The 24,661-nt window shown below is 63.0% G+C and carries 29 protein-coding genes and 2 pseudogenes; 17 read left to right on the top strand and 14 right to left on the bottom strand.

Translation table 11 applies throughout. The features are described from left to right. Positions 1-100: 100 nt before the first annotated feature. The 4 genes from AC1RUK_RS15380 to msrA all read left to right on the top strand — a co-directional run bounded on the left by AC1RUK_RS15380 (position 101) and on the right by msrA (position 1,459). Complete coding sequence (locus AC1RUK_RS15380) at positions 101-340, top strand: ABC transporter permease (protein ID WP_481834947.1); 240 nt, start codon at positions 101-103, stop codon at positions 338-340. Beyond that, entirely contained in the window at positions 325-528 is a 204-nt protein-coding gene (locus tag AC1RUK_RS15375; protein WP_436174306.1) for a hypothetical protein, read from the top strand. Before AC1RUK_RS15380 ends, AC1RUK_RS15375 begins: the two co-directional genes overlap by 16 nt. After that, positions 528-854: a hypothetical protein gene (locus AC1RUK_RS15370; protein WP_436174307.1), complete on the top strand. Its 327-nt coding sequence runs from the start codon at positions 528-530 to the stop codon at positions 852-854. The genes AC1RUK_RS15375 and AC1RUK_RS15370 overlap by 1 nt, the downstream gene beginning before the upstream one ends. An 86-nt stretch (positions 855-940) precedes the next feature. Next, positions 941-1,459 carry a peptide-methionine (S)-S-oxide reductase MsrA gene (gene msrA, locus AC1RUK_RS15365; RefSeq protein WP_481834948.1) on the top strand — a complete coding sequence of 173 codons (519 nt, stop codon included), beginning with the start codon at positions 941-943 and terminating at the stop codon, positions 1,457-1,459. Positions 1,460-1,860: 401 nt separating this feature from the next. Here msrA and AC1RUK_RS15360 read toward each other — a convergent pair whose 3' ends face one another. Next, positions 1,861-2,055, bottom strand: a complete 195-nt coding sequence (locus tag AC1RUK_RS15360; RefSeq protein WP_436174309.1) for a hypothetical protein — start codon at positions 2,053-2,055, stop codon at positions 1,861-1,863. 167 nt (positions 2,056-2,222) lie between these two features. Here AC1RUK_RS15360 and AC1RUK_RS15355 point away from each other — a divergent pair, with 167 nt between their 5' ends. Next, entirely contained in the window at positions 2,223-2,492 is a 270-nt protein-coding gene (locus AC1RUK_RS15355; protein WP_436174310.1) for a hypothetical protein, read from the top strand. Between the two features lie 11 nt (positions 2,493-2,503). Here AC1RUK_RS15355 and AC1RUK_RS15350 read toward each other — a convergent pair whose 3' ends face one another. The 5 genes from AC1RUK_RS15350 to AC1RUK_RS15330 all read right to left on the bottom strand — a co-directional run bounded on the left by AC1RUK_RS15350 (position 2,504) and on the right by AC1RUK_RS15330 (position 4,973). Next, complete coding sequence (locus AC1RUK_RS15350) at positions 2,504-3,076, bottom strand: hypothetical protein (protein ID WP_481840290.1); 573 nt, start codon at positions 3,074-3,076, stop codon at positions 2,504-2,506. 275 nt (positions 3,077-3,351) lie between these two features. Then, entirely contained in the window at positions 3,352-3,822 is a 471-nt protein-coding gene (locus tag AC1RUK_RS15345) for a GFA family protein (RefSeq protein WP_436174312.1), read from the bottom strand. Positions 3,823-3,945: 123 nt separating this feature from the next. Further along, entirely contained in the window at positions 3,946-4,236 is a 291-nt protein-coding gene (locus AC1RUK_RS15340; RefSeq protein ID WP_436175155.1) for a hypothetical protein, read from the bottom strand. A 41-nt stretch (positions 4,237-4,277) separates the two neighbouring features. Beyond that, the gene (locus AC1RUK_RS15335) at positions 4,278-4,445 is read right to left on the bottom strand and encodes a Thivi_2564 family membrane protein (RefSeq protein WP_436174313.1); all 168 of its coding nucleotides are present in this window, start codon (positions 4,443-4,445) and stop codon (positions 4,278-4,280) included. 207 nt (positions 4,446-4,652) lie between these two features. Beyond that, positions 4,653-4,973 carry a hypothetical protein gene (locus tag AC1RUK_RS15330; protein ID WP_481834950.1) on the bottom strand — a complete coding sequence of 107 codons (321 nt, stop codon included), beginning with the start codon at positions 4,971-4,973 and terminating at the stop codon, positions 4,653-4,655. Positions 4,974-5,283: 310 nt separating this feature from the next. Between AC1RUK_RS15330 and AC1RUK_RS15325 the strand changes: the two genes are divergently transcribed. Continuing rightward, positions 5,284-6,510 carry an anion transporter gene (locus AC1RUK_RS15325; protein ID WP_436174315.1) on the top strand — a complete coding sequence of 409 codons (1,227 nt, stop codon included), beginning with the start codon at positions 5,284-5,286 and terminating at the stop codon, positions 6,508-6,510. Here AC1RUK_RS15325 and AC1RUK_RS15320 read toward each other — a convergent pair. Beyond that, positions 6,507-7,097, bottom strand: coding sequence for a TetR/AcrR family transcriptional regulator (locus AC1RUK_RS15320; RefSeq protein WP_481834951.1), 591 nt, complete (start codon positions 7,095-7,097; stop codon positions 6,507-6,509). The genes AC1RUK_RS15325 and AC1RUK_RS15320 overlap by 4 nt on opposite strands. A gap of 84 nt (positions 7,098-7,181) precedes the next feature. On the opposite strand from AC1RUK_RS15320, the gene AC1RUK_RS15315 reads away from it, so the two are divergent. From AC1RUK_RS15315 to AC1RUK_RS15300, 4 genes are all read left to right on the top strand, one after another. Then, the gene (locus tag AC1RUK_RS15315; protein WP_481834952.1) at positions 7,182-8,093 is read left to right on the top strand and encodes a crotonase/enoyl-CoA hydratase family protein; all 912 of its coding nucleotides are present in this window, start codon (positions 7,182-7,184) and stop codon (positions 8,091-8,093) included. Between the two features lie 145 nt (positions 8,094-8,238). Beyond that, positions 8,239-9,561 (top strand): serine hydroxymethyltransferase, encoded by a 1,323-nt coding sequence (locus tag AC1RUK_RS15310; protein WP_481834953.1) that lies wholly within the window; start codon positions 8,239-8,241, stop codon positions 9,559-9,561. A 47-nt stretch (positions 9,562-9,608) separates the two neighbouring features. Beyond that, positions 9,609-10,730, top strand: a complete 1,122-nt coding sequence (locus tag AC1RUK_RS15305; RefSeq protein WP_481834954.1) for a branched-chain amino acid ABC transporter substrate-binding protein — start codon at positions 9,609-9,611, stop codon at positions 10,728-10,730. A gap of 53 nt (positions 10,731-10,783) precedes the next feature. Further along, positions 10,784-11,683 (top strand): LysR substrate-binding domain-containing protein, encoded by a 900-nt coding sequence (locus AC1RUK_RS15300; protein WP_481834955.1) that lies wholly within the window; start codon positions 10,784-10,786, stop codon positions 11,681-11,683. Between the two features lie 54 nt (positions 11,684-11,737). On the opposite strand, the gene AC1RUK_RS15295 is transcribed toward AC1RUK_RS15300, so the two are convergent. The 7 genes and pseudogenes from AC1RUK_RS15295 to AC1RUK_RS15265 form a co-directional block, all read right to left on the bottom strand. Next, on the bottom strand, positions 11,738-12,064 hold the full coding sequence (locus AC1RUK_RS15295; protein WP_481834956.1) for a cupredoxin domain-containing protein: 327 nt from the start codon (positions 12,062-12,064) through the stop codon (positions 11,738-11,740). Next, positions 12,061-12,585: a DUF4142 domain-containing protein gene (locus AC1RUK_RS15290; protein WP_481834957.1), complete on the bottom strand. Its 525-nt coding sequence runs from the start codon at positions 12,583-12,585 to the stop codon at positions 12,061-12,063. The genes AC1RUK_RS15295 and AC1RUK_RS15290 overlap by 4 nt, the downstream gene beginning before the upstream one ends. Positions 12,586-12,717: 132 nt before the next feature. Next, positions 12,718-13,392 (bottom strand): RNA polymerase sigma factor, encoded by a 675-nt coding sequence (locus tag AC1RUK_RS15285; RefSeq protein ID WP_481834958.1) that lies wholly within the window; start codon positions 13,390-13,392, stop codon positions 12,718-12,720. A 98-nt stretch (positions 13,393-13,490) separates the two neighbouring features. Further along, positions 13,491-14,003, bottom strand: a pseudogene (locus tag AC1RUK_RS15280) (CBS domain-containing protein); the annotation flags it as partial. 260 nt (positions 14,004-14,263) lie between these two features. Continuing rightward, positions 14,264-15,286: an IS110 family RNA-guided transposase gene (locus AC1RUK_RS15275; RefSeq protein WP_481834959.1), complete on the bottom strand. Its 1,023-nt coding sequence runs from the start codon at positions 15,284-15,286 to the stop codon at positions 14,264-14,266. Positions 15,287-15,355: 69 nt separating this feature from the next. Beyond that, positions 15,356-15,934: pseudogene (locus AC1RUK_RS15270) on the bottom strand (HPP family protein); the annotation flags it as partial. 222 nt (positions 15,935-16,156) lie between these two features. Beyond that, positions 16,157-17,326, bottom strand: a complete 1,170-nt coding sequence (locus AC1RUK_RS15265) for a cystathionine beta-lyase (RefSeq protein WP_481834960.1) — start codon at positions 17,324-17,326, stop codon at positions 16,157-16,159. Between the two features lie 357 nt (positions 17,327-17,683). Here AC1RUK_RS15265 and AC1RUK_RS15260 point away from each other — a divergent pair, with 357 nt between their 5' ends. From AC1RUK_RS15260 to AC1RUK_RS15230, 7 genes are all read left to right on the top strand, one after another. Then, positions 17,684-18,319, top strand: a complete 636-nt coding sequence (locus AC1RUK_RS15260) for a DUF1326 domain-containing protein (RefSeq protein WP_481834961.1) — start codon at positions 17,684-17,686, stop codon at positions 18,317-18,319. A gap of 9 nt (positions 18,320-18,328) precedes the next feature. Further along, positions 18,329-19,186, top strand: coding sequence for a DUF2182 domain-containing protein (locus tag AC1RUK_RS15255; protein WP_481834962.1), 858 nt, complete (start codon positions 18,329-18,331; stop codon positions 19,184-19,186). A gap of 391 nt (positions 19,187-19,577) precedes the next feature. Beyond that, positions 19,578-20,606: an amino acid ABC transporter substrate-binding protein gene (locus AC1RUK_RS15250; RefSeq protein WP_481834963.1), complete on the top strand. Its 1,029-nt coding sequence runs from the start codon at positions 19,578-19,580 to the stop codon at positions 20,604-20,606. A 64-nt stretch (positions 20,607-20,670) separates the two neighbouring features. Further along, entirely contained in the window at positions 20,671-21,858 is a 1,188-nt protein-coding gene (locus AC1RUK_RS15245) for an amino acid ABC transporter permease (RefSeq protein WP_436174329.1), read from the top strand. Between the two features lie 4 nt (positions 21,859-21,862). After that, positions 21,863-23,020: an amino acid ABC transporter permease gene (locus AC1RUK_RS15240; RefSeq protein WP_481834964.1), complete on the top strand. Its 1,158-nt coding sequence runs from the start codon at positions 21,863-21,865 to the stop codon at positions 23,018-23,020. A gap of 75 nt (positions 23,021-23,095) precedes the next feature. Further along, positions 23,096-23,845 (top strand): amino acid ABC transporter ATP-binding protein, encoded by a 750-nt coding sequence (locus tag AC1RUK_RS15235; RefSeq protein WP_436175156.1) that lies wholly within the window; start codon positions 23,096-23,098, stop codon positions 23,843-23,845. Positions 23,846-23,958: 113 nt separating this feature from the next. Beyond that, positions 23,959-24,627, top strand: a complete 669-nt coding sequence (locus tag AC1RUK_RS15230; protein WP_481834965.1) for a TIGR02117 family protein — start codon at positions 23,959-23,961, stop codon at positions 24,625-24,627. Positions 24,628-24,661 lie beyond the last annotated feature (34 nt).

Here is a 24,661-nt window from a genome sequence, read left to right as displayed (position 1 = left end):
CGAAAATGGTCGAGATCTTCACCGAGCTCATCCGCCAGGCGCTGCCCTGGGCTATCGGCGCGTTGCTCGTCGCCGGCGCGCTTGTCGTGTGGTGGCTGTCATGACGGCGTTGCTCTCCTTCTTCCTCGGCAACCCGACGATATCTGCTCTGCTGGCGTCGGTGGTTGCGGCACTTGGCTGGGGTTTCCACCAACGCCTGGCCGGCGCCAGTGCCGAGCGCGCCCGGCAGTCGGCCAAGGAGGCTGCGGCGCGCGACATCGCCGACCAGGTCGACAACGATATCGGTGCGCTGAGCGCCGATACGGCCCGAAAGGAGCTGAAATCATGGGCAAGGGACTGAGCCTCGCACTGCCGGTGCTTGTCGCGCTTGTCGCCGCCGGCTGCACGACCGCCTCGGGCGGCTTCTGCGCAGTCTCCTCGCCGCTGCGCCTGTCGGCCAAGGCCGTCGATGCGTTGTCGGACGAGGAGGCGAGGGCGCTGCTTTCGCACAACCGCAAGGGCCAGAAGCTCTGCGACTGGAGGCCGTGATGCACGATCTGTTCGATCTCCTCGGGATCAAGGGCCCGGTCGTGGCCGCCGGCCTCGCTGGCGGCGCGCTCAGGGCACTGTCGCGCCATCGCTACAAGCTGCGCGAGATGGTCGCCTCGCCGATCTGCGGCGCGCTGGCGGCAGCCTATCTCACGCTGCCGGTCGTATCGTATTTCAAGGCCACCGGCCTGCCGATCCCCGATCCGGCCGACGACACCACCACGCTGGCCGCCGCCTTCCTCATCGGCGTCTCGGCGATGTGGATCTCCGACATCCTTTTCGAGGTCATCGTGCGAAGGTTCAAGGCGGCGACCAGGGAGGAGTGACACGCGCGTCGATGGTACCCCGACATTCGCGACTGGACGAAAGCCGCGACAGTGCCCACCTTAGGAAAATTCTAAGGAGACATGCTATGGCGACTTCCACCGAACGCGCAGTCCTTGCCGGCGGCTGCTTCTGGGGCATGCAGGACCTGATACGGCGCTATCCGGGCGTCATCTCGACCCGCGTCGGCTACAGCGGCGGCGACGTGCCCAACGCCACCTACCGCAACCACGGCAGCCATGCCGAGGCGATCGAGATCATTTTCGATCCCGCCCGAATCGACTTCCGGACCCTGCTCGAATTCTTCTTCCAGATCCATGATCCGACGACCAGGAACCGCCAGGGCAATGATGCCGGCATGAGCTACCGTTCGGCGATCTACTACACCAGCGACGATCAGAAGCGGATCGCCGAGGACACCATCGCCGACGTCGAGGCCTCGGGGCTGTGGCCGGGCAAGGTCGTCACCGAACTCGCTCCCGTGGGTGACTTCTGGGAGGCCGAGCCAGAGCATCAGGACTATCTGGTGAAATATCCCAGCGGCTACACCTGCCATTTCGTCAGGCCGGGCTGGAAGCTTCCGGTTCGTGAAAAGGCCGCTTCATAGGTCCGATCGGTGCGCGGCGAATTTTCCCGCCCGCGCGGGAACATTAGACGATGCTAAGAGTTCTTTTTTCGGCAGCGCGCAACGGTATGCTGCCTTATCGGGACCGGCATCCCGGTCGGCCCGCGTCTACTGCGAGAGGCGCGGGCTTGCTCTGTGTCGACGATCAGATTCCGACCGCCGATACCACCAGGATCCCGCCCGTCGTGCTGAAAGGCACGGCGGGCTTTTTGCGTTTCAAGGGTTTCGGCAACGCTCCGCGGCGGCCGCGGACTGCTCGCCTAAAGCGCGTCGCATCCAAACGGGATTCATGCGACGCGCTTTAGGTTCTTTGTTTTATGCATGTCGTTGTCGCAAAACCGCTGCGCACCTTTGCGCGACATGCATTGGATGCGCTGTTGGCCTCAGCCTTTGGCTCGGCGGCCTTCGGTCTCGTGGCTGCCGATCCAGTGCGCGCGGATGCGGTCGCTGGTTTCGAGGTAAGCCATGTCGATCAGATAGGTCAGCAGCTTCTCGCCGTCGGCCTCGGCCTTCTGGCGCAATTCCCGCAATATTCCCTGCGCGAACTGCAGGTTTTCCATTTTGCTAGGCTGGTCCATCGGTGCCCCCAAAGTCTGCAAATGAATTCTGGCTGACTGTGCTTGCATGAAGATTGTAGCAGAACTCACGGTGAAGCTCCACTCGGTTGCAACGGCGGCTGATCAGCGAAGCTGTTGGACATTTTTCGGAAATGTCGATATTTTGCGCGACCAATCGGACCGCGACCATGCACGAAGACGAGGGTAGTACTCCCGATAAGTTGCAGGCCATGCTCGATGTGATCGCCAGAAGCGGTCACTCGAATCAGAGTGCGCAGGCCGACGTCGGCAGGCTGAAGGCGGATGCCGCTACAGCGGCCGCGGTGTTGGTCGAATTTTACGGCGACACGGCCCTGGAACGTGCCAGGCTGCTGGAGAGCCGCTCGCCCCTGTCCCATTTCGCGCGCATGGTGACCGCCGAAGTCAGCAGGCACGGCAAGGTCCCGCCCAGAAGCTAGCAAGGTTTGCGCTAGGACGATTTGCGCCTCCTGGATCCGCCACCGCCAAGGCGTTGCTGCACTTCGTCCTGGGCATTGTCCAGGAGGATCTTGCGGAGGCCCATCTTTTCCGAGCGCACCATATAGACCTCCCGGAAGCTCGATCTCCGCTCCACCGCCCTGCGGATCGCCGTATGGACCCTCAGACGGGCTCCAGCCTCGATGCTTTGCATGCATCTTTCGAGGGATGTGCCATGGGAAAATTCCTCAAGCGTCAGCCCGAAATAGTCGGAAAGATTGGCGTCACCGTAAACCCGGTCACGCTTGATGTCCCAGGTCCAGAACCCGTCGATCGGTGGATATCGCAGATGAATACCGCGACCACGTTCACGTGCCGACTCCATGAAACCGCCCCGTTCGGGTTTCAAGATTCGCAACACTATGTAGCAAAAGCCGGAAGAAACAAAGGTGGCCTTTTGTACAAGACCAGCAAGACTTCCGCCAAATTTGACCGCGTACTTGGATGGATAGTTGACATAATCAGAAATATGAACGCGGGAGAATTTTCTTTCATTAAAGAATATATGATCTGGTAGTGCAACCATAACTTGGTACTTCACCAGATAACTAAAACGCTTGAGTCGCAAAATAATACTAAAAGTTGTATCGATCGTCCGTCAAGAATAGGTTCGAGCATTCTTCGGTTTTGCGAGGCCGACGCGGCAATGTTGCGAGTGTTGCCTGAACCGCGCCGGCCAAAGCGGGTTCCAAAAGGTCCACCGCAAGATGAGTCTTAGCTGACCATCGCCACCTCGGCAAAGCGACCGCCGGTTGCAAAATACGGCATCGGCCTGCGGTGCTCGGTTAGAGCTGCTGCACGCTAGGCCGACTTGAGCAGCTGGATGCCGCCTGACAGCGGCTCGCCGGCGTCCGGCCTGCCCGTCGGGCCGTCAACGCCGCTCTCCTCGTCGATGCGGTCATGCTCGAACTGCGGGGCGTCGGGCAGGGGCTGCAACCAGTGCTCGCGCCGGCTGATCCAGAGTTCGTAGTCCGGCTGCAGTTCGGTCGGCGCTATGTCGAGGCTGCCGATCATCACTTCGACCTCGTCCTCGCCGACCGAGGTGACGCGCCCGCCGCAGGTCGGACAAAAGCTCCTGCCGCCGTAAGTGCCGACGATCCCGGCCGTCTCGAACGCTTCGAGCGGCCACACCGCGAAAGCCGAATAGGCCGATCCGCTGGTCTTGCGGCAGTCCTTGCAATGGCAAAGGCCAACCCGCAGCGGCTCTCCGGTCACCGAGAACTGGACGCCGCCGCACAGGCAGCTGCCGCTTCGCTTGATATCGCTGGACATGCTGTTCCTCCTGCCTCTGCGCCGCAGCCAAAGTCTCGACACAAGATCGCTGCGGACCGCTGCCGGTTACAATTCACACAGGGGCACTACGGTTCCACGCCATGCACGAGGGCGAAGCGATCCTCAAGGCGATCGATTGAAGGGCGGTTCCTCACAGTGATAGACGCGGCATCGGCCGTCGCGGGTTGGAACGGCGACGGACATCGGCACGTCGGGCCAGTCGCACTCATTGCCGAACTGGCGCACATACCGGTCATAGGTGTTGGGACCCGTGGTCAGCACTGCGGCGTGATTACTCTGGATCAGGGCCTGCGTGGCCGCGCAGGTCATCGCGCGCGTGTCCGGTCGCGCATCGGCGACGCTCGTGGCACAGACTGCCATCCCGGCAAGAAAGGCGATCGACAGACTTTTCATGGCCAACACATGAACTCCCGATCCATGAATATGGATCGGTCCTAGAAAACCGCAAGATAGTTCAACAGCGAAATGATGCCGATGAGAATGACGACGATCTGTGCGATCTGCCGGGTGCGGCCATCGAGAGGCAGCCGCTGGACGAGATAGAGCACCAGAATGATCACCAGGAAGGTGATCAGAATGCCGATAAGGGCCGATGACGCCACGTCTTCTCTCCCACGCCTCTAAAGTAAATCAAAATCAAATACGTGGTGGAAAACGCCGCGGCTGTCCGGTTGGTTCCTCTCGGACAATTCAACTCGAGCCTGCGATGTGGTCGTCGGGCGCCTTGCAGTCGCTGGAAATGCGCGCTGTTCGAGAACGGCAGAGGCCGCAAAGCGATGCTTCGGGGTCTCTGATCGGCCACAGGCTGGCTACTTGCCACAGTGGTTGTCGTTCACCGTCGGCGAGATCGTCCCCGGCGACGTGCCGTTGGCGTCCGGTTGGCCGCCCTGCGGGCTGGCCGCGCAGTTCTGATCGGGGGTCGAACTCGTCCCATACGGATTGGACATGCCGTCTATGCTGTAGGTGGCGTTCGGGTCGACGGCGTTGGGAACGTTGGGGTCGACAACGATCGACTTGCCGCTACCGTCACTGACGCCTGATCCGGCCATGCCGTCGTCGGCATTCTGGGCCATCGCCGATGCACCCAGGCCAAGCACAAGCACGGAAGCTGCGAGGATCTTCATGATCATGATTTGTCTCCATTCCTTGTGAAATTCGTCGCTTGGCGACTGATGGGGGAACCGCTCCCGCTGACGAAGCTTCCCTCACAATTTTCCCCCTTGCGTGATGAAAATGGGCTCGAAAGGCGTCGTGGACGCCCGTATCGGGCCGGGATTGGCCGAGCCTGCGTCGTCCGGCGCTGGCGCGTGCAAGTTTCAAGGGCGCAAAGCGCGTCCGGCGCTTTCGCTTTGCCGGATGCTTGCTAAAGGTGGAGCGAGATGTCTGTCGGGCCGAGTTTGTCGAGGCAGGGGACTGACGAGTTGGACGGAACTTCTGCCAATGACATTGACGGGCGCGGCGGCACTTTTGATCCTGGTCCTGACCTATGCCGGCGTCGCCATAGGCCGCATCCCCGGCCTTCGCCTCGACCGGGCAGGGATCGCGCTGCTTGGCGGCGCGGCGATGATCGCCGTCGGCGCGCTCAGCATGGAGGACGCCTATCGCGCCATCAATTTCGACACCATCACGCTGCTGCTCGGCATGATGATCGTGGTGGCGCATCTGAAGGTCTCGGGTGCCTTTCGCGCTCTCGGCGGCTTCGCCATCGAGCACGCGCACGCGCCGTTCATGCTCCTGGTGATTCTGACGCTTCTGACCGGTGTGCTCTCGGCGTTCCTGGTTAATGACGCGATCTGCCTGGTGATGGCGCCGATCGTCGTCCACGTCACCCGCGTCATCAACCGCAATCCGATCCCCTATTTGATCGCCACCGCAACGGCCTCCAACTGCGGCAGCGTCGCCACCATCACCGGCAATCCACAGAACATGGTCATCGGCGCGCTGTCGGGCATTTCCTACCCGGCCTTTTCGGCTGCACTGGCGCCGGTCGCCCTGTTCGGCCTTGTCGCCGTCATCGTTATCGTACGCATAGTCTACCGGGCCGAATTCGCACGCACGGCCGAACTCAGCCCCGAAGTCTATCGTGGCCGCATGCTGCCGGGGCAGGTGCTGAAGGCGGTGATCGTCTGCATCGGCCTGGCGATCGCCTTCTTCGCCGGCGTGCCCGTTGCCAAAGCGGCACTGATCGGCGGCGCCATCCTGCTGCTCACCCGCGCCATCAAGCCGGCCCGCATCTACCGCGAGATCGACGGGCCGCTGCTGTTCATGTTCGCTGGCCTGTTCATCGTCGTTGCCGGTGCCGAAAAGACGCTGCTGACATCAGACATGATCGCCTCGGCCAAAGACCTTGGTCTGGACGACGTCTGGCGGCTCTCCGGCTTCACCGCGGTGCTGTCCAACATCATGAGCAATGTGCCGGCCGTTCTGGCACTGCGGCCGTTCATCCCGGGCCTGGAAAACCCCGAGCGCGCCTGGCTGGTGGTCGCGATGAGCTCGACGCTGGCCGGCAATTTCACGCTGCTTGGATCCGTCGCCAATCTGATTGTTGCCGAACAGGCGCGGCGCGCCGGCACGCCTCTGTCGTTCGGCGCCTTCTTCAGGGTTGGCCTGCCCCTGACGCTGCTCACGCTTGTTGCCGGCACCGCCTGGCTGGCGTTCGGGTTCTAACAGCTAGTTCCCGCTCCCGATCGCGCCCGAACGAGCGTTGCGGCCGCGTGCCCTGCCGCCTTGATATAATCGGGGTTGTGGTGGATCAGCATGCTCGAGAAGGCGCCGTCCATGAGCAGCACGATCTCGCGCGCCAGCATATGCGGCGCTGCGACGTTGTGGGCCGACAGTTCGGCGGCGAGCCATTTTTCGAACTTTGTCTTGTGCCGCGATCCGGCCTTGACCGCCGGGTGTCCGGGCATCGCGGCAAGTTCCGCTGCCGTGCGCAGGAACCCGCATCCCTTCCATTTGGGGTGGCGGGCGACGCGCGCCAGATTGGTGAAGATCGCTTCGACCTTGCGCTCAACGCCGCCTTCCGCCGCCTCGAACCAGCCGGCCATCTGCTTGATGTTCGGCTGGTCGCGGCCATCGAGATAGGCGGCGATCAGGTCGTCCTTGCTTTTGAAGTGATAGTAGAGCGTCCGCTTGGTCAGCCCCGCTTTTTCGGCGACGGCGTCGACGCTGACGCGGCCGATCCCTTCGGCATAAAAGAGCTTTGTCGCGGCATCGACAATGCGTTTGCGGGTGGGGCTGGATGCTTCAGGCATGACGCCAAGTATACCGCCTAGTGAATATACAAGCAATCGAAAGCCTGATCCTTTCCCGCCGGTGCATTCTGGAAAGGAAGCCAAATGACCGATCTTGTCCTGACCGAGACCCGCAACGGGGTCGCCGTCCTCACTCTCAATCGACCCGAAAAACTCAATGCGCTGAACTACGCCCTGATCGACCGCCTGCTGGGGATTCTCGACGCCTTCGAGATCGATGGCTCCGTCCGCGCGGTCATTCTTACTGGCGCGGGCGACCGCGCCTTCTCGGCGGGTGGCGACATCCACGAATTCTCGGCAAGCGTGGCGCAGGGCGCCGATGTCGCCATTCGCGATTTCGTCATGCGCGGGCAGCGATTGACGGCGAGGCTGGAAGCATTCCGCAAGCCGGTCATCGCCGCCGTCAACGGCATTGCCTTTGGCGGCGGTTGCGAAATCACCGAGGCCGTGCCGCTCGCCATCGCCAGCGAGCGCGCCTTGTTCGCCAAGCCCGAAATCAATCTCGCAATGCCGCCGACCTTCGGTGGAACGCAGCGCCTGCCGAGGCTGGCCGGGCGCAAGCGGGCACTCGAACTGCTGCTGACCGGCGAAACGTTCTCGCCGCAACGCGCGCTCGAACTCGGCCTCGTCAACCAGGTGGTGCCGCATGGCGACCTGATGCCGGCCGCCTTCGATCTCGCTCAGCGTGTGATGCGGCATTCGCCACTGGCGGTCGCCAGCATCCTGGCCGCAGTGACGCGCGGCCTTAACCAGAGCATCGCGGAAGGCTTGCTGGTTGAGGCCGAACAGTTCGCGCGCATGGTCCCGACCGCTGACCTGCGCGAAGGGCTGGACGCCTGGATCGCCCGCCGCACGCCGGCCTATGGCGGTTCGTGGACCCATGTCACGCGGCCGGACGAAGCAAGGAGGGCATCACGGCAACTGGATGAGGCGGCGGAACAGGATCAGGGTAGCGTCGCCGGCACGTGGCCTTTCACGTGGGGACGGAAACGGTAAAAACAGCCGGCCGTCAAATAGGCGTGGTAGACCTAATTTTCCTAAGCCTAGGCGCTAGAACTACTCGCTTGCGTCAGGGCGACCGACGGCTCCACCTTAGGCTCCATTCGCAGCCGGGTTATCGGCGGCGGCAAAGGAGGCATCGATGGTCGCTCTCGCTCGCAGGCCCTGGGTTCCATCGCATTGCGACGAATTTGCCCAGCAGCTGGCGCAGAAGACGAGCGGCCAGAAGACCGATGCCGTGATGGCGACAATCAACAGGGGGATCGAGCTGAACCGTTCGATCCACGATGCGGTCTGCATCAACCTCAACCCGGCGACCAATGTGATGAACCCGAAGGCCGAAGCCGCACTCGCTTCCGGCCTGGGGTCGCGCCCGTCACTGGGCTATCCCGGCGACAAATATGAAATGGGATTGGAGGGTGTCGAGCAGATCGAGGTGATCGCCGCCGAACTGGCGGCCGAAGTTTTCGGCGCCAGCTATGCCGAGATCAGGGTGCCGTCCGGCGCCATCGCCAATCTTTATGCCTTCATGGTTGCGGCTCGGCCGGGCGACAGGATCATCGTTCCGTCGCCGGCGATCGGCGGCCATATAACCCACCATATGGCCGGCTGCGCCGGGCTTTACGGGCTCGACATCCACACCGCTCCGGTCGATGCCGACGGCTACACCGTCGACGTCGGCAAGTTGCGCGACATGGCCAGATCGGTGAGGCCGAAGATGATAACCATCGGCAGCAGCCTCAATCTTTTGCCGCATCCCATTCGCGAGATTCGGGCGATAGCCGACGAGGTCGGCGCGCTGGTTCTCTTCGATGCGGCGCATCTGTGCGGCATGATTGCCGGAAACGCCTGGCAGCAACCCCTCCAGGAAGGCGCCCATCTGATGACGATGAGCACCTACAAGAGCCTTGGTGGACCGCCTTCGGGCCTGATCGTCACCAATGACGCCGATATCGCCGAAAAGCTCGACAGGATCGCCTTTCCCGGCATGACCGCCAATTTCGATGCCGCCAAGTCGGCCGCCCTGGCGATCACGCTTCTGGACTGGAAGGACCACGGCAGGGCCTACGCCGCGACGATGGCACGAACCGCCAGAGCGCTGGCGGATGGTCTTGCCGATCGCGGCCTGCCGGTGTTTTCGACCGGCAAGGGCTACACGACATCGCATCAATTCGCCATTAAGGCGGCCGAGTTCGGCGGCGGCCAGGCGGCGGCGAAGAAGCTGCGGCAGGCCAACATTCTGACCTGCGGCATCGGCCTGCCCATCGACGCTGTCGACGGCGACATGAACGGGTTGCGCCTCGGCACGCCCGAGATCGTCCGCTGGGGCATGACCGAAGACGACATGTCGGAACTCGCGGCCCTCATTGCTAGAGCGCTGCGCGGCAATGACGCCAGCGAACAGGTCGCGGCGGATGTCACGGCATTCCGGCGCCGGTTCAACAAGCTTCATTTTGTGAACTGACGCCTGAAGCGGCGGGAAAAGCCCGCCTTTCTCTAAAAAACAGGGGAATGAAAATGCGCATGATCGTGCAGATGATGACTGCTGCCCTAGTGACTGCCGCGACTGTCGATGTCGCGAGGGCGGATATCGTGTTCGGCGTCGCCGGTCCGATGTCGGGACCGAATGCCGCTTATGGAGAACAGTACCGCGTCGGTGTCGAAACCGCGGTTGAACGCATCAACGCCAATGGCGGCGTCCTCGGACAAAAGCTTGCCGTGTCGGTCGGTGACGATGTCTCGGACCCGAAACAGGGCGTCTCGGTCGCCAACAAATTCGTCGCCGACGGCGTACGCTATGTCGTCGGCCACTATAATTCCGGCGTCACCATTCCGGCTTCCGAGGTCTATGCCGAGAACGGGGTCCTGTTCGTCACGCCGACGGCTACCAACCCGATGGTGACGGAGCGTGGCCTGTGGAATGCCTTCCGCGCCTGCGGCCGCGATGACCAGCAAGGCATCATTGCCGCCAAATTCATCCTCGCCCGCTTCAAGGACAAGAAGATCGCGATCGTCGACGACAAGTCGACGGCGGGCAAGGGCCTCGCTGACGAGATGGCCAAGGCCTACAATGCCGGCGGCGGCAAGGAAGTGCTACACGAGGAGATCAACCCCGGCGAGAAGGACTACAGCCCGCTCGTCGCCAAGATCAAACAGTCAGGCGCCGACCTCGTCTATTACGGCGGCCAGCACACCGAGGCCGGCCTGATCGTGCGGCAGATGCACGACCAGGGCGTCACCACGATCCTGATGGGTGGCGACGGCATCTCCAACAGCGAATTCGGCGCCATCGGCGGTGACGGTGCCGCTGGAACCCTGATGACATCGTTCCCCGACCCGGCAACGTTCGCGGAAGCCAAGGATGCCGTCGCCGATCTGAAGGCCAAGAATGTGCCCACCGAGGCGGTGACCCTCTACGCTTACGCGGCAACGCAGATCCTTACCGAGGCCATCGCCAAGGCCAAGCCCGACGATCCCAAGGCGGTGTCCGATTACCTTCATTCCGGTGCCAGCATCTCGACGGTGCTCGGTTCGATTTCCTATGACGACAAGGGGGATATCAAGCAGCCGGGGTTCGTCGTATTTGAGTGGCAGAAGGTCGACGGCAGGCTGACCCCGGTGGCCCTCAAATAGAAACACCGCGTCGGCGGCCGCACACGGCCGCCGACGTTTTCCGGGAACGGACGATGGCCGTCAATCCGCCGCGACCTCGAATGCCGCCGCTCAACGCCTTGCGGGCCTTCGAGGCGGCCGCCCGCCACGAAAGCTTCGCCAAGGCGGCGGACGAGCTTGGCGTGACACCGGCGGCGGTGTCGCATCAGGTCAAGGCGCTGGAGGTGTGGCTGGGCTCGACGCTGTTTGTCCGCCACCCCCAGGGGCTGCATCTGACCGAAGCCGGCCGCGCCGCCCTGCCGGCCTTCTCCACCGCTTTCGACGCCATGGGCCTTGCCGTCCAGGAGCTACGCATCTCGGCGCCGAGGCCCCAGGTCAGCATCGCCGCATTGCCGTCGATCGCCCAGCTTTGGCTGGCGCCGCGCCTGCCGGCGCTGCGTGCCGCACATCCAGCGCTGCGTCCATCCATCCATGCGCTGGAGGAGCCGCCGGATTTCAGGCGCGAGCCCTTCGACCTCGCCATCTTCCTGACCAGGAATGCCCCAGCCGGCAGCCGTGCGTTCAAGCTCTGCGACGATGTCATCTTTCCGGTCTGCGCGCCCGCATTGGCCGGGTTGCTGAAAACACCGGCCGATCTCTCATCGCAGCTTCTGCTGTGGGACACCACCTGGACCGGCGACTGGAGCCTGTGGTTCGAGGCTGCCGGGCTGAAGGGTCCGTCGATCGAGTCAGGCTCCGAGTTTTCGCTCTACAGCATGGCGCTGCAGGCGGCCATCGATGGCGCCGGAGTGCTGATGGGGCATGAAGCCCTGGTGTCGCGCGCGCTTTCTGCCGGTTCGCTGGTGGCGCCGTTCCCGGAGCGGCGCGTGCCCACCGGCCTCAGCCTCTCGATCCTTGCGCCGGACCGACCACCCGCGCAGGTCGCGCAAATGATCGACTGGCTGCTTGCGCAGGGCGCTGCAAGCCACGGCTGATTTGATGGCAACCGGCGGCAACAAGCGATGGCTTCGCCGCCGGTTCCAAACTCATCAGGGCGTCACGTCCAGATGGCCCTTCATGTTGGGGTGGAATCGGCAGAAATAGTCGACTGCTTCCGCCTTCTTGAGGGTGATCCGCCCATTCGATTTTGGCGGGATCATCACCTCCCAGCCGCCCTTAACCGTGGCCGTGTGGGCGAACGCATCCTTGTTCAGCCATTCGATCGTGTCGCCGACCTTCGCCTCAATGCTTGCCGGCGTGAAGACGAGCTTGTCGATCGTCACCTCGATTGTGGCAGTCAGAGCTGGGCTGGCGACGAGCGCCAGCGCCAGAGCCAGAGCACCCGCGAGCGATCGTATCAGCATGCCGGCCTTCATTTCAGCATGCCGGCGACGTGCTCGGCATGCTGCTGATGGCCCTGGAAAATCTTCAGGCCGGTCTCCAGCAGGCTCTTTAGTTCGGCATTCTCGGCCGAGGGGATCAGCAGGGTTTCGAGCGCGCCGTTGACCTGCTTGTGGTAGGCAATCTCGTTGGCGACATAGGCCTTGTCGAAGGCAGCTCCCTCAAGCTTGGCGAGCTTGGCGCGTTCCTCTTCCGCTGCCTTGCTCAGCGTCTGGCTGGTGGCGTTGTCTTCGGGGGTGACGTTGAGCTTCTTGACCAGGTCGAGTGCCTGCACGTTCACCGCTTCATGGTCGCGCACCATGTCGTTGGCGAAATCGACGACCTCCTTGGTCTTCGACTTCTCGATCGCCTGCTTGGCCGCCTCGACGTCGATCACGCCGGCCGTGTAGGCGATGTGGGCGATCTGCGGGTCGGTCGGCTTGTCGGCGGCCCCTGCGAACGGGGTTGCGGAAACCAGAAGCAGCGCGGCCAGGGCGGCAGTGTGTTTGATAGACATGGCATCTCCTTTTGCCCGGGTGCGCATTCGCATCGGACTTCGTTTTCAGTTGACGCTGATTGGATGCGGGGCAGTGGCAAACGTTCCCGCGAAACAGGCGAAAATCAGCCGGCCCAGGTCAGGCGAGCAGGCTCAGCCTTCCAGGCCGAGCCTTCTCATCACCGCCTCGGTCAGCCGCTCGCAGCGTCGGCCGGCGAAGGGGAAAGCGTCGAGCAGCACCGGGCCGATTTCGTCGTCCAGCGCCTTGCGCACCAAAGCACGCGCCCGGTGCAGCCTGGTCTTGACGGTCTCGGGTCGCACGCCGAGCAGATCGGCTGTTTCCTCGATGCTCAGTCCCTCGATGACGCGCGCCACGAAGACGGTGCGATAGACGTCGGGCAGGCTGTCGGTCGCCCGTTCGACAAGCCCGAGGATCTGCCGCTGCGCCATCGTCCGCTCCGGATCGTCGCTTGGGTTGAGAGGAAACCGGATGATCTGTGCTTCCAGGTTTTCCGGCATCGCCACGGTGCGCCGCCTTTTGCGCAGGCGTCCGAGCGCCTCGTTGATGACGATGCGCGACAGCCAGGTGGCTAAAGAGGCGTCGCCGCGAAACGCGCCGAGACTGGCAAAGGCGCTGACATAGGCCTCCTGGACGATGTCCTCCGCCTCGGCATCGTTGCGCACCACGCCGCGCGCGATCCGGTAGAGCTTCTGGTTATGCGTCTTGATGATGGTGCGGAACGCATCCGCCTCGCGCGCCAGCGACCGGCGCACCAATTGCATGTCGCTGGACAGGACGTCAGGCGCGGAAGCCGCGGCAGCTGGCATTGCGAATTTCCTCATCGGCCCCGATCTCCAACGCTTGATCGGGACATTGGATGCTGCTGCCGGCAAAAGGTTCCCGGACTTTCAACGGCATCGCTATTTTATGCTGCCGCCTGCGCCTTGTCTGCCGGCTGCACCCGCGCGGCCGCCGCCAGCAGGTCGGTCTGCGTGATCAGGCCGAGAATATGCCGTTCGCCGTCGACGATGACCACGGCATGGCTGCGGCCGTCGGTGAGCACGGGAAGCAGGCTCATCGCCGGTGTATCGGGCGAAGCCGTGCCGGCGCTGGACATCACGCCCTTCACCGAATCGGTGTCTTTTGTCAGCTCGCGCAGGCCGACAGCGCCGACCAGCCTTGTCTCGGCGTCGACCACCGGCAAGGTGCGGATGTTGTGGTCCAGCAGCTGCTGACGCGCCTGATCGGCGGTGTCATGCTCATGCACCGAGACCACGTCGCGCGACATGATGTCCTCGCACAGCAAGGTCCGGTGCGTGCGCACCATCGCCTGCAGTTCGACCTGCCGCAGCAGCCTTTCGAGGTCGTTGCGGTCGATGTCGAAGGTCTCGTGGAGCGCGCCCAGCGCGGCGTCGATGTCTTCGGGCCGTGTATGGACGGCTCTCCGTTGGCAAGGGTTCTATTTGAGCGCTCTGCAGTTGCTGGTTGGTGCGGCCATGTATCCGACCTGTAGGTGCGGCTCTTCATATGCCGCTGGCCATAATGCCATTCGCGCGGCTCAGGTCCCGATCGAAAGCTCGCACTCGAAGGTGCACGGCCCAATTGGGTTCTCCTGATCCGGCGGTATCAACCGGCTTTGTGCATTAGCTCCTGTCCGCCCTTTCCAACCTCGTCGGCGTTCGCTCGCCTTGTCTCGTTCTATGCGATGACCGGCTCCCTGTAGCGCTCGCCGCTTGTCATCAACGCCCAGACCATCCGGGCGGTCTTGTTGGCGAGCGCTACCGCTGCAACCTTGGCCGTTCGCCGGGTCATCAGTTGCACGAGCCATGGCCGCCTAGTCCCGTTCCGCTCGGCATATCGGATGACCGCCATCGCGCCGACCACGAGCATCTGGCGCAAGTAACGATTGCCGGCTTTGGAGATGCTGCCGAGCTTCTCCTTGCCCCCGCTTGAGTTTTGCTTCGGCACGAGCCCGATCCAGGCCGAGAGGCAGCGCCCCGACTTGAAAGCGTGCGCATCGGCGACGGTCGCCACGAACGCACTCGCCAGCAACGGGCCCACGCCTGGTATCTCCATCAACCTGCGACCAAGCTCGGTCTCTCTCGCACTCGCCCGGACCCTTCGATCATTCTCGAGTATCTGCGCCTTCACGACCCTGAGCTGCGCCTCGAGCATCTGCAGGCAGAGCCGTGCGTCAGCTGGCACCCTCGGGTCGTTCTCGTCGTTGATGACGGCAAGCAGTTGCTCGATGCCGCCCCGCCCGATCGGCGCCACGATACCGAACTCCGAGAGATGCGCCCGCAACGCGTTCGATAGCTGGGTGCGCTGGCGGTTGAGCATCAACCGAACGCGGTGCAACATCATCACACTCTGCTGCTCGGGCGTCTTCACCGGCACGAAGCGCATGGTCGGCCGGGTCACGGCCTCGCAGATGGCCTCAGCATCGGCCGCATCGTTCTTCTGCCGCTTCAAGTAGGGCTTCACATACTGCGCAGGAAGCAGCCGCACATCATGGCCTCGTGCAATCAGTTCTCTAGCCCAATAGTGCGAGGAGCTGCATGCCTCGATCCCGACGAGGCATCGGGGCAGATTCTCGAAGAACCCCAGGACCCGCCCACGGGTCAGTTTCCTGCGGATGACAACCTCGCCAGCCGCATCCACGCCGTGCACTTGAAAGACCGACTTCGCGATATCCAGACCAATCGTCGTAGCAATGCCCATGGCAGCTCTCCTCCAGCTCTAACCCCGCGACTATAGCCGCAAGGGGGTGGAGAGCCGTCCACCGCATCAAAAGCCGACACGCTCCTGCGGCGGCGGATCAACGGTCCCATGCGCGCTTTTCGGGGCAGGGGCCGGCACATGCGGATAGCTGCGCCGCGACAGCTTGTGGAAGCCGTAGCCGAGCGCCACCAGCACGATCGAGTTCAGCGCCACCGGAACGAAGGGGAACAGAAAACCGGCGGCGGTGACCGCTGGTCCGCCGAACACCGCGGTCAGCGCAGCGGCCCCGCCCGGCGGATGCAGGCAGCGCGCGAACGACATGGCGGCGATGGCCAGCGCCACTGCAATGCCGGTAGCAAGCGCCGGTTCATGGATGAAATGCGCCACGATGACGCCGACCAGCGCCGAAATGGTGTTGCCACCGATGATCGACCAGGGCTGCGCGAGCGGGCTTGCCGGCACTGCGAACAAAAGCACGGCGGAAGCGCCCATCGGCGCCACCAGCAGCGGCACATGCGGACCGTTGCCGAGCACCAGGCCGCCGATAGCGCCGGTCAGAGCAATGCCGATCGTCGCGCCGATACAGGCGATGAGGCGTTCGCGCAGCGTCGCGCCGGCGAGAATGGGAACGAAGAGGCGAAAGGCCATGGCAAGCTCTGGAAAGGGTGCGGCACTGCTCGAAATGCCCGCAATGGTGCCTGGCAGGTGAAGTTGGAAGCCAAATCAATCCGAAAAATCACGGATTCGGGAAATAGCATTGCGCAAGGTCCGCAAACCGCGGCTTTGCGACATGGACCATCTCGCCAAAGCCTTCCCCATTCCTTTCAGGATGTTGCGCCGGTTTTCCGATTCACCGTAGCAGGTGGGGGATCAGGCAGCGGCAGCCGCCTCCAGCCCGCGCATAATATCGGCCTTGAGGTCCTCGACATCCTCGAGCCCGATCTGCAGCCGGATCAGCGGCCCGTCATAGGGGCCCTTGGCGATCTTGCGGTCGCCGAGGAACACCGGCACGGCAAGGCTCTCATAGCCGCCCCAGGAATAGCCGAGGCCGAAAATCTTGAGCGCGTCGAGGAAGGCGTGCTGCTGCCTCTGGCCGCCACCTTTGAGCACGACGGAGAAGATGCCGCTCGAGCCGCAAAAGTCGCGCTTCCACAGAGCGTAGTCGGGATGGCTGGGCAGCGCCGGATGCAGCACCCGCGCGACTCCTGGCTGGCCCTCCAGCCAGGCGGCGATGGCAAGCGCGCTTTTCTGGTGATGCTCCAGCCTGACCCCCATCGTGCGCAGGCCGCGCAGCACCTGGTAGACGTCGTCCGGTCCGGAACAGCAACCCAGCGTGCAGAAGCCTTCATAGAGCTGTTTCCAGCACGCCTCGTTGGCCGAGACGGTGCCGAGCAGCACGTCGGAATGGCCGGCCGGGTATTTGGTCGCCGCGTGGATCGAGATGTCGACGCCGTGGTCGAGCGGCTTGAAATACAGAGGCGTCGCCCAGGTGTTGTCCATCATGACGATGGCGCCGGCCGCCCGCGCCGCCTTGGCGATCGCCGGGATGTCCTGCACCTCGAACGTGTTGGAGGCAGGCGATTCCGTGAACACCACTTTTGTGTTGGGCTTGATCAGCGCGGCGATGCCGGCGCCGATATGCGGATCGTAATACTCGACCTCGACGCCCAGCCGCTTCAGCATCGTGTCGGCAAAATTGCGGGTCGGGTGATAGACCGAATCGACGATCAGGAGGTGATCGCCCGCCGAGACGAAGGTGAGCAGCGGTATCGTCACGGCCGCCAATCCCGACGGCACGGCGATCGTGCCGGCCGAGCCTTCCAGCGCATCGACGGCCAGCGCCAACGCGTCGGTGGTCGGTGTGCCGCGTAGGCCATAGGTGTATTTCTGGCTGCGCGCCGCCATCGAGGCGGCATCGGGATAAAGCACCGTCGAGGCATGCACGACCGGCGGATTGACGAAGCCGAAATAGTCGCGCGGGTTGTTGCCCGAATGGGCAAGCCGCGTGTTGATGCCCATTTCGCTGCCGTCCTTCGCCATTGTTCTTGCCGTCCTTGGTCTCGTGAGGAGGCGCTAGCCATAGTGCGGCTGCACTGGCGGTGCAACCGGCCTAGACCCGCCAGCCGGCAGTCTTCGAATATGCCAATTCAGGGCGGCAAAAGTGGCAAGACAGATCCCGCGCGCGATTCCTGCAGGTGCCAGTGCCTCGCTGGTTGCTGCGCCGGCCTCCGTCGATCGGCCTATTGTCGGTGACCGCGAAAGGCATATACTTGAATTCTAACATTTATCGCCGGATTGCCTCGATCAGAGCTGCCGGACGTAGCCGGTTACTTTCCTGGTCCCCAATCCGGACATCGCGCTCACAGAGCGTGAGCGCGGCAACAGGGGAGGAATGTCATGGCCGACATCAAATGGATGATCAAGGCGCGCGAATTCGTCAACTGCAACTGCGCCTATGGCTGCCCCTGTCAGTTCAACGCCTTGCCGACGCATGGATCCTGCCAGGCGGTGGTCGGCGTGGAAATCGAAAGCGGCTATCACGGCGACACCAAGCTCGATGGCTTGCGCTTTGCCGGGGTCTTCCGCTGGCCTGGTGCGATCCACCACGGCAAGGGCGAGGCGGCGGTGGTCATCGACGAGCGGGCCACAGAGGCGCAACGCAGAGCGCTGCTTCGCATTCTCAGCGGTGAGGACACCGAACCCGGCGCGACCATATTCCAGGTCTTTTCGACCACGCTGGAGACGGTCCACGATCCGATCTTCGCGGCAATAGACTTCGAGGTCGACGTCGATGCCCGGACCGGCCAATTACATGTGCCTGGCGTAACCAAGGGCCATGGCGAACCGATCAAGAATCCCGTCACCGGCAAGGAGCATCGTGCGCGCATCGACCTCACGCACGGTTTCGAATATTCGCTCGCCGAAGTCGGGCGCGGCTGGACCAAGGCAACCGGCCCGATCAAGTTCGAGTTGGCCGATTCCCACAGCCATTTCGCCAATCTGCATCTCTCGCAAAGCGGCATCGTGCATTGATCTGATCCAATGAGCGATACGGCCCTCGAGGCGGTGCTGCGGCGTGATCGTGCGGTGGTGACGATCGCGCTCGTCCTGGTCGCCGGGCTCGCCTGGGCTTACGTCTTGTGGCTTGCCGCCGATATGGCTATGCCTGCCGCGACTGCGCCGGCCGAGGGTGGCGACATGGCCGGTATGGACATGTCTGGCATGGATATGTCGGGCATGGATATCGGCGCCACGGTGGCACCGGGCTTCCGCGCCTGGGCGCCGGCCGACTTCGCCTTCATCTTCACCATGTGGGCCGTGATGATGGTCGGCATGATGACGCCGTCGGTTGCGCCGATGTTGCTGCTCTACGCCGGTGTCGGCCGCAAGGCTGAGGCGGATGGCCGGCCGATCGCATCGACCGCATGGTTCTTTACCGGCTACCTTCTCGTCTGGATTGCCTTCAGCGTTGCCGCGACCGGTGCGCAATGGCTGCTTGCTCGCCTCGCATTGCTCAGTCCGATGATGGAAGCCAACAGTGCGGTTTTCGGCGGCGTGATTCTCATCGCTGCCGGCCTCTATCAATGGACGCCGATGAAGGGCGTCTGCCTGCGGCAATGCCAGGCGCCTATCGCGTTTTTGAGCAGCCATGGCGGGTTCCGCTCCTATCCGCTCGGCGCGCTTCGGCTCGGCGTCGAGCACGGCGCCTATTGCCTCGGCTGCTGCTGGGCGCTGATGGCGCTCCTCTTCGTCGGCGGTGTCATGAACGTCCTGTGGATTGCCGGCATCGCAATCCTCGTCCTTCTCGAAAAGACCATGCCCACCGGGCAATTGATTCCGCGCATCTCCGGCGCGCTGATGGCGGCAATCGGTGCGTGGCTGCTCGTACGGGCGCTTTGAACAGGCGTTTCCCGTCCTCCGGTTCATCGCGTGATCGAGCCAGCGACGCAAGGTAAATCCAGACCTCGGATTTCGCTGTTGCGGCGCGGACTTGCGCGGATCGACCTTTGCCGACTTTGTTTGCGGTGCTGACTAATTTGCGGGCGGCCTTGTATGCAATTCAGGCATTTCCGGCAATTGGTTTTCAAACGCATTCGGATTCGGTCATTTCCCTTGACCTCACAGGAATAATCGCCTTCGATGCAGTTCGTGAATGGGAGGCAGCGCGTCGGTTGCGACGCGGGGTTCCGGTAGTGGGCCGGAATGGGAGCTGTATTCACGCACGGGAAAAAGATTCAGGATTTGCCTGAGAAACAGGGGCACCTGTAAAACAGAAAAGGGTCTGTGGGTTATGAAACACATTGCAATCGGCATTCTCGGCGCCGCCGCGCTTGGATTGACGGCTACGGCCGCTTCGGCCGGCACGCTCGACACCGTCAAGCAGAAGGGCTTCATCCAGTGCGGCGTGTCGACCGGCCTGGCCGGCTTCTCGGCGCCCGACGACAAGGGTGACTGGCAAGGCATCGACGCGGACTTCTGCCGCGCCGTCGCGGGGGCTGTCTTCGGTGACGGCACCAAGGTGAAGTTCACGCCGCTCAGCGCCAAGGAACGCTTCACCGCGCTGCAGTCGGGCGAAGTCGACATCCTGTCGCGCAACACCACCTGGACCATCAACCGCGATACGGCGCTCGGCCTGAACTTCATCGGCGTCACCTACTATGACGGCCAGGGTTTCATGATCAACGCCAAGAAGCTGCCGGGCGTCAATTCGGCGCTGCAGCTTTCGGGCGCCGCCGTCTGCGTGCAGAGCGGCACCACGACCGAGCTCAACCTTGCCGACTACTTCAAGTCGAACAAGATGGAGTACAACCCGGTCGTCTTCGAGAAGCTGGAAGAGGTCAACGCTGCCTATGACGCCGGCCGTTGCGACGTCTACACCACGGACCAGTCGGGCCTCTACGGCATCCGCCTGACGCTGGGCGCGCCGGCCGACCATGTCGTGCTGCCCGAGATCATCTCCAAGGAGCCGCTCGGACCGGCCGTGCGCCAGGGCGACGACCAGTGGTACCACATCGTCAAGTGGACCTATTTCGCGCTCCTGCAGGCAGAGGAACTCGGCATCACCAAGGCCAATGTCGAGGAGATGAAGACCTCGGACAATCCCGAGATCAAGCGTGTCCTCGGCCAGGAAGCCGACACCAAGATCGGTACCGATCTCGGCGTGTCCAACGATTGGGTCGTCAACATCGTTAAGGCGGTTGGCAATTACGGCGAAATGTTCGAGCACAATGTCGGCTCGGGCAGCCCGCTCAAGATCGCGCGCGGCATCAACGCGCTGTGGACCAAGGGCGGCCTGCAATACGCTCCGCCGATCCGCTGATCGAAATGTGATCCGGAAGGCAGATCCTCTGCCTTCCGGTTTCTCTTTCCAGGGGACGGGTCGCATGGCATCGCAGGAAATTCTTCGCGAGGAGCCAAGTCGGGCTTCCTTCATCAATGATCCGAAAGTCCGCAGTCTTGTCTTCCAGGCTGTGGTGGTCGTCGTACTGGGTGCGCTTGTCTGGTGGATCGTCCAGAATACCATCGACAATCTGCAGCGCCTGCACATTGCATCCGGCTTCGGCTTCCTCAGGGGACGCGCCGGCTTCGACATCTCCGACAGCGCCATCGCCTATACGTCGGATTCGACCTATGGCCGGGCGATCGTCGTCGGCTTCATAAACACGCTTATCGTGGCCGCAGCAGGCATCGTCACGGCAACCATCATCGGCTTCATCGTCGGTATCGGCCGGCTATCGCGCAATTGGCTGATCCGCAAGATCTGCATGGTCTACGTCGAGGTCTTCCGCAACATCCCGCCACTGCTGGTCATCTTCTTCTGGTATTCCGGCGTGCTGGCCGTGCTGCCGGCGCCGCGTGACAGCTACAACCTGCCATTCGGTTCCTTCCTCAACCAGCGCGGCTTCTATTTCCCGCGCCCCGTGTGGGGCGATGGCTCCTGGCTGATCCTGGTTGCGCTCGTTGTCGGCATTGCCATGGCGTGGTTCGTCGCCCACAAGGCGCGTCAGCGGCAGATGGCGACCGGCCAGCAATTTCCGGTGTTCTGGACATCGCTGGCGCTGATCGTTGGCTTGCCGCTACTCGCCTACGCGCTGAGCGGCTTTCCGCTGACATTTGATTTTCCAAAGCAATCGACCTTCAACCTGACCGGTGGCTTCCAGGTCAAGCCGGAGTTCCTGTCGCTCTATCTGGCGCTGTCCTGCTATACGGCGGCCTTCATCGCCGAGATCGTGCGCGCCGGCATTATGGGCGTCAGCAAGGGCCAGACAGAGGCGGCCGGCGCGCTGGGCGTAAGGCCAGGGTCGATCCTGCGGCTCGTCGTCGTTCCGCAAGCCATGCGCATCGTCATTCCGCCGCTGACCAGCCAGTATCTCAACCTGACCAAGAACTCCTCGCTGGCCATCGCCATCGGCTATCCGGACCTGACGGCGACTACCGGCACGGTGCTCAATCAGACCGGTCAGGCGATCGAATGCGTGCTGATCATGATGGTGGTTTACCTTGTGCTCAGTCTGGTCACCTCAGCGGTCATGAACGTGGTCAACGCCAGGATGGCGCTGGTGGAGAGGTAGGGCCATGCAGGAACACGACACCTCTTGGGTCAGGACGGAAATGACGTTGGCGCAGCCGGCGCCAGCCGGCGTGCGCGGACCCGGTGCCTGGGTGCGCAAGAACCTTATAGGTTCAGCTGGCGACGCCATCTTGACCGTCGTCGGCATCGCACTGGTGGTCATGATCCTGCCGCAGGTCATCAACTGGGCCTTCCTCAGTGCCCAGTGGACCGGACCTGACCGCACTGTCTGCGCGACGGTTGCGCAAGGCGGCATCCAGCCGGACGGCTGGTCCGGTGCCTGCTGGGCCTTCGTCAATGCCAAGTTCGGCCAGTTCATGTTCGGCCGCTATCCGATCGAAGAGCGCTGGCGGCCGATCCTGGTCGCTATCTTGTTCGTGGCGCTGCTGGTGCCGCTGCTCATCCCGCGCGTGCCGCGCAAGGGGCTGAACGCCCTTCTTTTCTTCGGCGCCTTGCCGGTCGTTGCGTTCATCCTGCTCATCGGCGGCATGTTCGGCCTGCCGCATGTCGAAACCACGCTGTGGGGCGGGTTGCTGGTGACGCTCAGCCTCTCCTTCGTCGGTATTGCCGTGTCGCTGCCGCTCGGCATCGTGCTCGCGCTTGGGCGGCGCTCGAAGATGCCGATCGTCAAGATGCTGTGCGTGATCTTCATCGAGACGGTGCGCGGCATTCCGCTGATCACCGTGCTGTTCATGGCCAGCGTCATGCTACCGCTGTTCTTGCCGGAGGGGGTCACCTTCGACAAGTTCCTGAGGGCGCTGATCGGCGTGTCGCTGTTTGCCGCAGCCTATATGGCCGAAGTGGTGCGCGGCGGCCTGCAGGCGATCCCGAAGGGTCAGTATGAGGGCGCCGATTCGCTCGGCCTCGGCTACTGGCAGAAGATGGGGCTGATCGTGCTGCCGCAGGCGTTGAAGCTGGTCATTCCGGGCATCGTCAACACCTTCATCGGCATGTTCAAGGACACCAGCCTGGTCTCGATCATCTCGATGTTCGACCTGCTCGGCGTGGTGAAGCAGAACTTCTCGGACGCCAACTGGGCAACGCCACAGACCGCTCGGTCCGGCCTGGTGTTTGCCGCCTTCGTGTTCTGGCTGTTCTGCTTCGGCATGTCGCGCTATTCAATGTACACCGAACGCCGGCTCGACACCGGCCACAAACGCTAAGAACAAAAAAGGGAACCTGCCATGACCACCGAAAACGCCGTTAGCGCGGAAGAAATCAAGGTCAATGCCGCCAAGATGCATATCTCGGACACCGATGTCGCCATCGACATCATCGGCATGCACAAATGGTACGGCGAATTCCATGTGCTGAAGGACATCAACCTCAAGGTGATGCGCGGCGAGCGCATCGTCATCTGCGGTCCGTCCGGCTCCGGCAAGTCGACCATGATCCGCTGCATCAACCGGCTGGAGGAGCACCAGAAGGGCAAGATCATCGTCGACGGCAAGGAACTGACCAACGATCTCAAGAAGATCGACGAGGTGCGCCGCGAGGTCGGCATGGTGTTCCAGCACTTCAACCTGTTCCCGCATCTGACCATCCTGGAAAACTGCACGCTGGCGCCGATCTGGGTGCGCAAGACGCCGAAGAAGCAGGCCGAGGAAATCGCCATGCACTTCCTCAAGCGCGTGAAAATTCCCGAGCAGGCCAACAAATATCCTGGCCAGCTTTCCGGCGGCCAGCAGCAGCGCGTGGCGATCGCGCGCTCGCTGTGCATGAACCCGCGCATCATGCTGTTCGACGAGCCGACCTCGGCGCTGGATCCCGAAATGATCAAGGAAGTGCTGGAGACAATGGTGGGCTTGGCCGAAGAAGGCATGACCATGCTATGCGTCACCCACGAGATGGGCTTTGCCCGCAAGGTCGCCAACCGGGTGATCTTCATGGACCAGGGCCAGATCGTCGAGCAGAACACGCCGGCCGAATTCTTCGACCATCCGCGCCATGAGCGCACGAAGCTGTTCCTGTCGCAGATCCTGCACTGACCGGTCCGACACAGATCAAGAGAGCCCGGCCGCATCGCGGCCGGGCTTTTTTTGCGTTTGGGCGGGCAGGTAGCGATCGCCTGCGTTGAAACGCGACGGGACCGCAAAGCCCGATGAGAAACCTCCAGCGCTTTCTGGCCATGTTGGTTGCCGCGGTTGTGCTCGCCGCGGCGCTCGGCACTCTGGTGCCTCGGCCACTGTGGAGAGCGGCGGCCGCCGCGCCCGCCGGCACGCGCCACATCCTGGTGCTGAGCAGCCCGATCCACACGGACATCGCCATTCCGGTCGACGACGATGTGCGCCAGCGCTTCCGTTTCCTGGCCGATGGCGGCATTCCGGCCGACGCTCCGGAGGTGCGCTACATCGTCTTCGGCTGGGGCGGCCGCGCCTTCTACCTGGAGACGCCGACCTGGTCCGAGCTGAAGGCGGTGCCGGTGCTCAAGGCGCTGACGCTGGACGCATCCGTGATGCATGTCGATATCGCAGGCAACATCGCGGAGCCGCATCCTGACGTCGCCGGCTTCGACATCAGCGCGGAGCGTTTTTCCGCGCTGCTCGATTACATTGCCACGAGTTTCCAGCAAGGGCCGAACGGCCCCATCGCAATCGAGAACGCCGCCTATTCCCGCTTCGATCGTTTCTATGCGGCCAACGGCCATTTCAATGCGCTGGTCGGCTGCAACACCTGGACGGCGGCAGCCTTGCGCACCGCCGGCCTGCGCACCGGCTGGTGGAACCCGCTGCCAGCCACGCTCAGCCTGTCGATGCGGCTTTACAACTGAGAGCTGAGGGTTTCGCTCGCCGGCCTGTCGCGGG

It is taken from the genome of Mesorhizobium monacense (assembly GCF_056781675.1).
Note: the sequence above shows the minus strand (reverse complement) of the source record. Positions and strands in the feature narration are given on the sequence as shown.

What these genes read in the sequence shown, in the direction of transcription:
- AC1RUK_RS15290 (WP_481834957.1), bottom strand. Translation starts at nt 12,585, where the DNA reads ATGTCTATCAAACACACTGCCGCCCTGGCCGCGCTGCTTCTGGTTTCC.
- AC1RUK_RS15300 (WP_481834955.1), top strand. Translation starts at nt 10,784, where the DNA reads ATGGCCGTCAATCCGCCGCGACCTCGAATGCCGCCGCTCAACGCCTTG.
- AC1RUK_RS15265 (WP_481834960.1), bottom strand. Translation starts at nt 17,326, where the DNA reads ATGGCGAAGGACGGCAGCGAAATGGGCATCAACACGCGGCTTGCCCAT.
- AC1RUK_RS15315 (WP_481834952.1), top strand. Translation starts at nt 7,182, where the DNA reads ATGACCGATCTTGTCCTGACCGAGACCCGCAACGGGGTCGCCGTCCTC.
- AC1RUK_RS15375 (WP_436174306.1), top strand. Translation starts at nt 325, where the DNA reads ATGGGCAAGGGACTGAGCCTCGCACTGCCGGTGCTTGTCGCGCTTGTC.
- AC1RUK_RS15310 (WP_481834953.1), top strand. Translation starts at nt 8,239, where the DNA reads ATGGTCGCTCTCGCTCGCAGGCCCTGGGTTCCATCGCATTGCGACGAA.
- AC1RUK_RS15370 (WP_436174307.1), top strand. Translation starts at nt 528, where the DNA reads ATGCACGATCTGTTCGATCTCCTCGGGATCAAGGGCCCGGTCGTGGCC.
- AC1RUK_RS15235 (WP_436175156.1), top strand. Translation starts at nt 23,096, where the DNA reads ATGCATATCTCGGACACCGATGTCGCCATCGACATCATCGGCATGCAC.
- AC1RUK_RS15295 (WP_481834956.1), bottom strand. Translation starts at nt 12,064, where the DNA reads ATGAAGGCCGGCATGCTGATACGATCGCTCGCGGGTGCTCTGGCTCTG.
- AC1RUK_RS15250 (WP_481834963.1), top strand. Translation starts at nt 19,578, where the DNA reads ATGAAACACATTGCAATCGGCATTCTCGGCGCCGCCGCGCTTGGATTG.
- AC1RUK_RS15240 (WP_481834964.1), top strand. Translation starts at nt 21,863, where the DNA reads ATGCAGGAACACGACACCTCTTGGGTCAGGACGGAAATGACGTTGGCG.
- AC1RUK_RS15330 (WP_481834950.1), bottom strand. Translation starts at nt 4,973, where the DNA reads ATGATCATGAAGATCCTCGCAGCTTCCGTGCTTGTGCTTGGCCTGGGT.
- AC1RUK_RS15360 (WP_436174309.1), bottom strand. Translation starts at nt 2,055, where the DNA reads ATGGACCAGCCTAGCAAAATGGAAAACCTGCAGTTCGCGCAGGGAATA.
- AC1RUK_RS15285 (WP_481834958.1), bottom strand. Translation starts at nt 13,392, where the DNA reads ATGCCAGCTGCCGCGGCTTCCGCGCCTGACGTCCTGTCCAGCGACATG.
- AC1RUK_RS15245 (WP_436174329.1), top strand. Translation starts at nt 20,671, where the DNA reads ATGGCATCGCAGGAAATTCTTCGCGAGGAGCCAAGTCGGGCTTCCTTC.
- AC1RUK_RS15350 (WP_481840290.1), bottom strand. Translation starts at nt 3,076, where the DNA reads ATGGTTGCACTACCAGATCATATATTCTTTAATGAAAGAAAATTCTCC.
- AC1RUK_RS15380 (WP_481834947.1), top strand. Translation starts at nt 101, where the DNA reads ATGACGGCGTTGCTCTCCTTCTTCCTCGGCAACCCGACGATATCTGCT.
- msrA (WP_481834948.1), top strand. Translation starts at nt 941, where the DNA reads ATGGCGACTTCCACCGAACGCGCAGTCCTTGCCGGCGGCTGCTTCTGG.
- AC1RUK_RS15355 (WP_436174310.1), top strand. Translation starts at nt 2,223, where the DNA reads ATGCACGAAGACGAGGGTAGTACTCCCGATAAGTTGCAGGCCATGCTC.
- AC1RUK_RS15305 (WP_481834954.1), top strand. Translation starts at nt 9,609, where the DNA reads ATGAAAATGCGCATGATCGTGCAGATGATGACTGCTGCCCTAGTGACT.
- AC1RUK_RS15340 (WP_436175155.1), bottom strand. Translation starts at nt 4,236, where the DNA reads ATGAAAAGTCTGTCGATCGCCTTTCTTGCCGGGATGGCAGTCTGTGCC.
- AC1RUK_RS15325 (WP_436174315.1), top strand. Translation starts at nt 5,284, where the DNA reads ATGACATTGACGGGCGCGGCGGCACTTTTGATCCTGGTCCTGACCTAT.
- AC1RUK_RS15255 (WP_481834962.1), top strand. Translation starts at nt 18,329, where the DNA reads ATGAGCGATACGGCCCTCGAGGCGGTGCTGCGGCGTGATCGTGCGGTG.
- AC1RUK_RS15275 (WP_481834959.1), bottom strand. Translation starts at nt 15,286, where the DNA reads ATGGGCATTGCTACGACGATTGGTCTGGATATCGCGAAGTCGGTCTTT.
- AC1RUK_RS15260 (WP_481834961.1), top strand. Translation starts at nt 17,684, where the DNA reads ATGGCCGACATCAAATGGATGATCAAGGCGCGCGAATTCGTCAACTGC.
- AC1RUK_RS15345 (WP_436174312.1), bottom strand. Translation starts at nt 3,822, where the DNA reads ATGTCCAGCGATATCAAGCGAAGCGGCAGCTGCCTGTGCGGCGGCGTC.
- AC1RUK_RS15320 (WP_481834951.1), bottom strand. Translation starts at nt 7,097, where the DNA reads ATGCCTGAAGCATCCAGCCCCACCCGCAAACGCATTGTCGATGCCGCG.
- AC1RUK_RS15230 (WP_481834965.1), top strand. Translation starts at nt 23,959, where the DNA reads ATGAGAAACCTCCAGCGCTTTCTGGCCATGTTGGTTGCCGCGGTTGTG.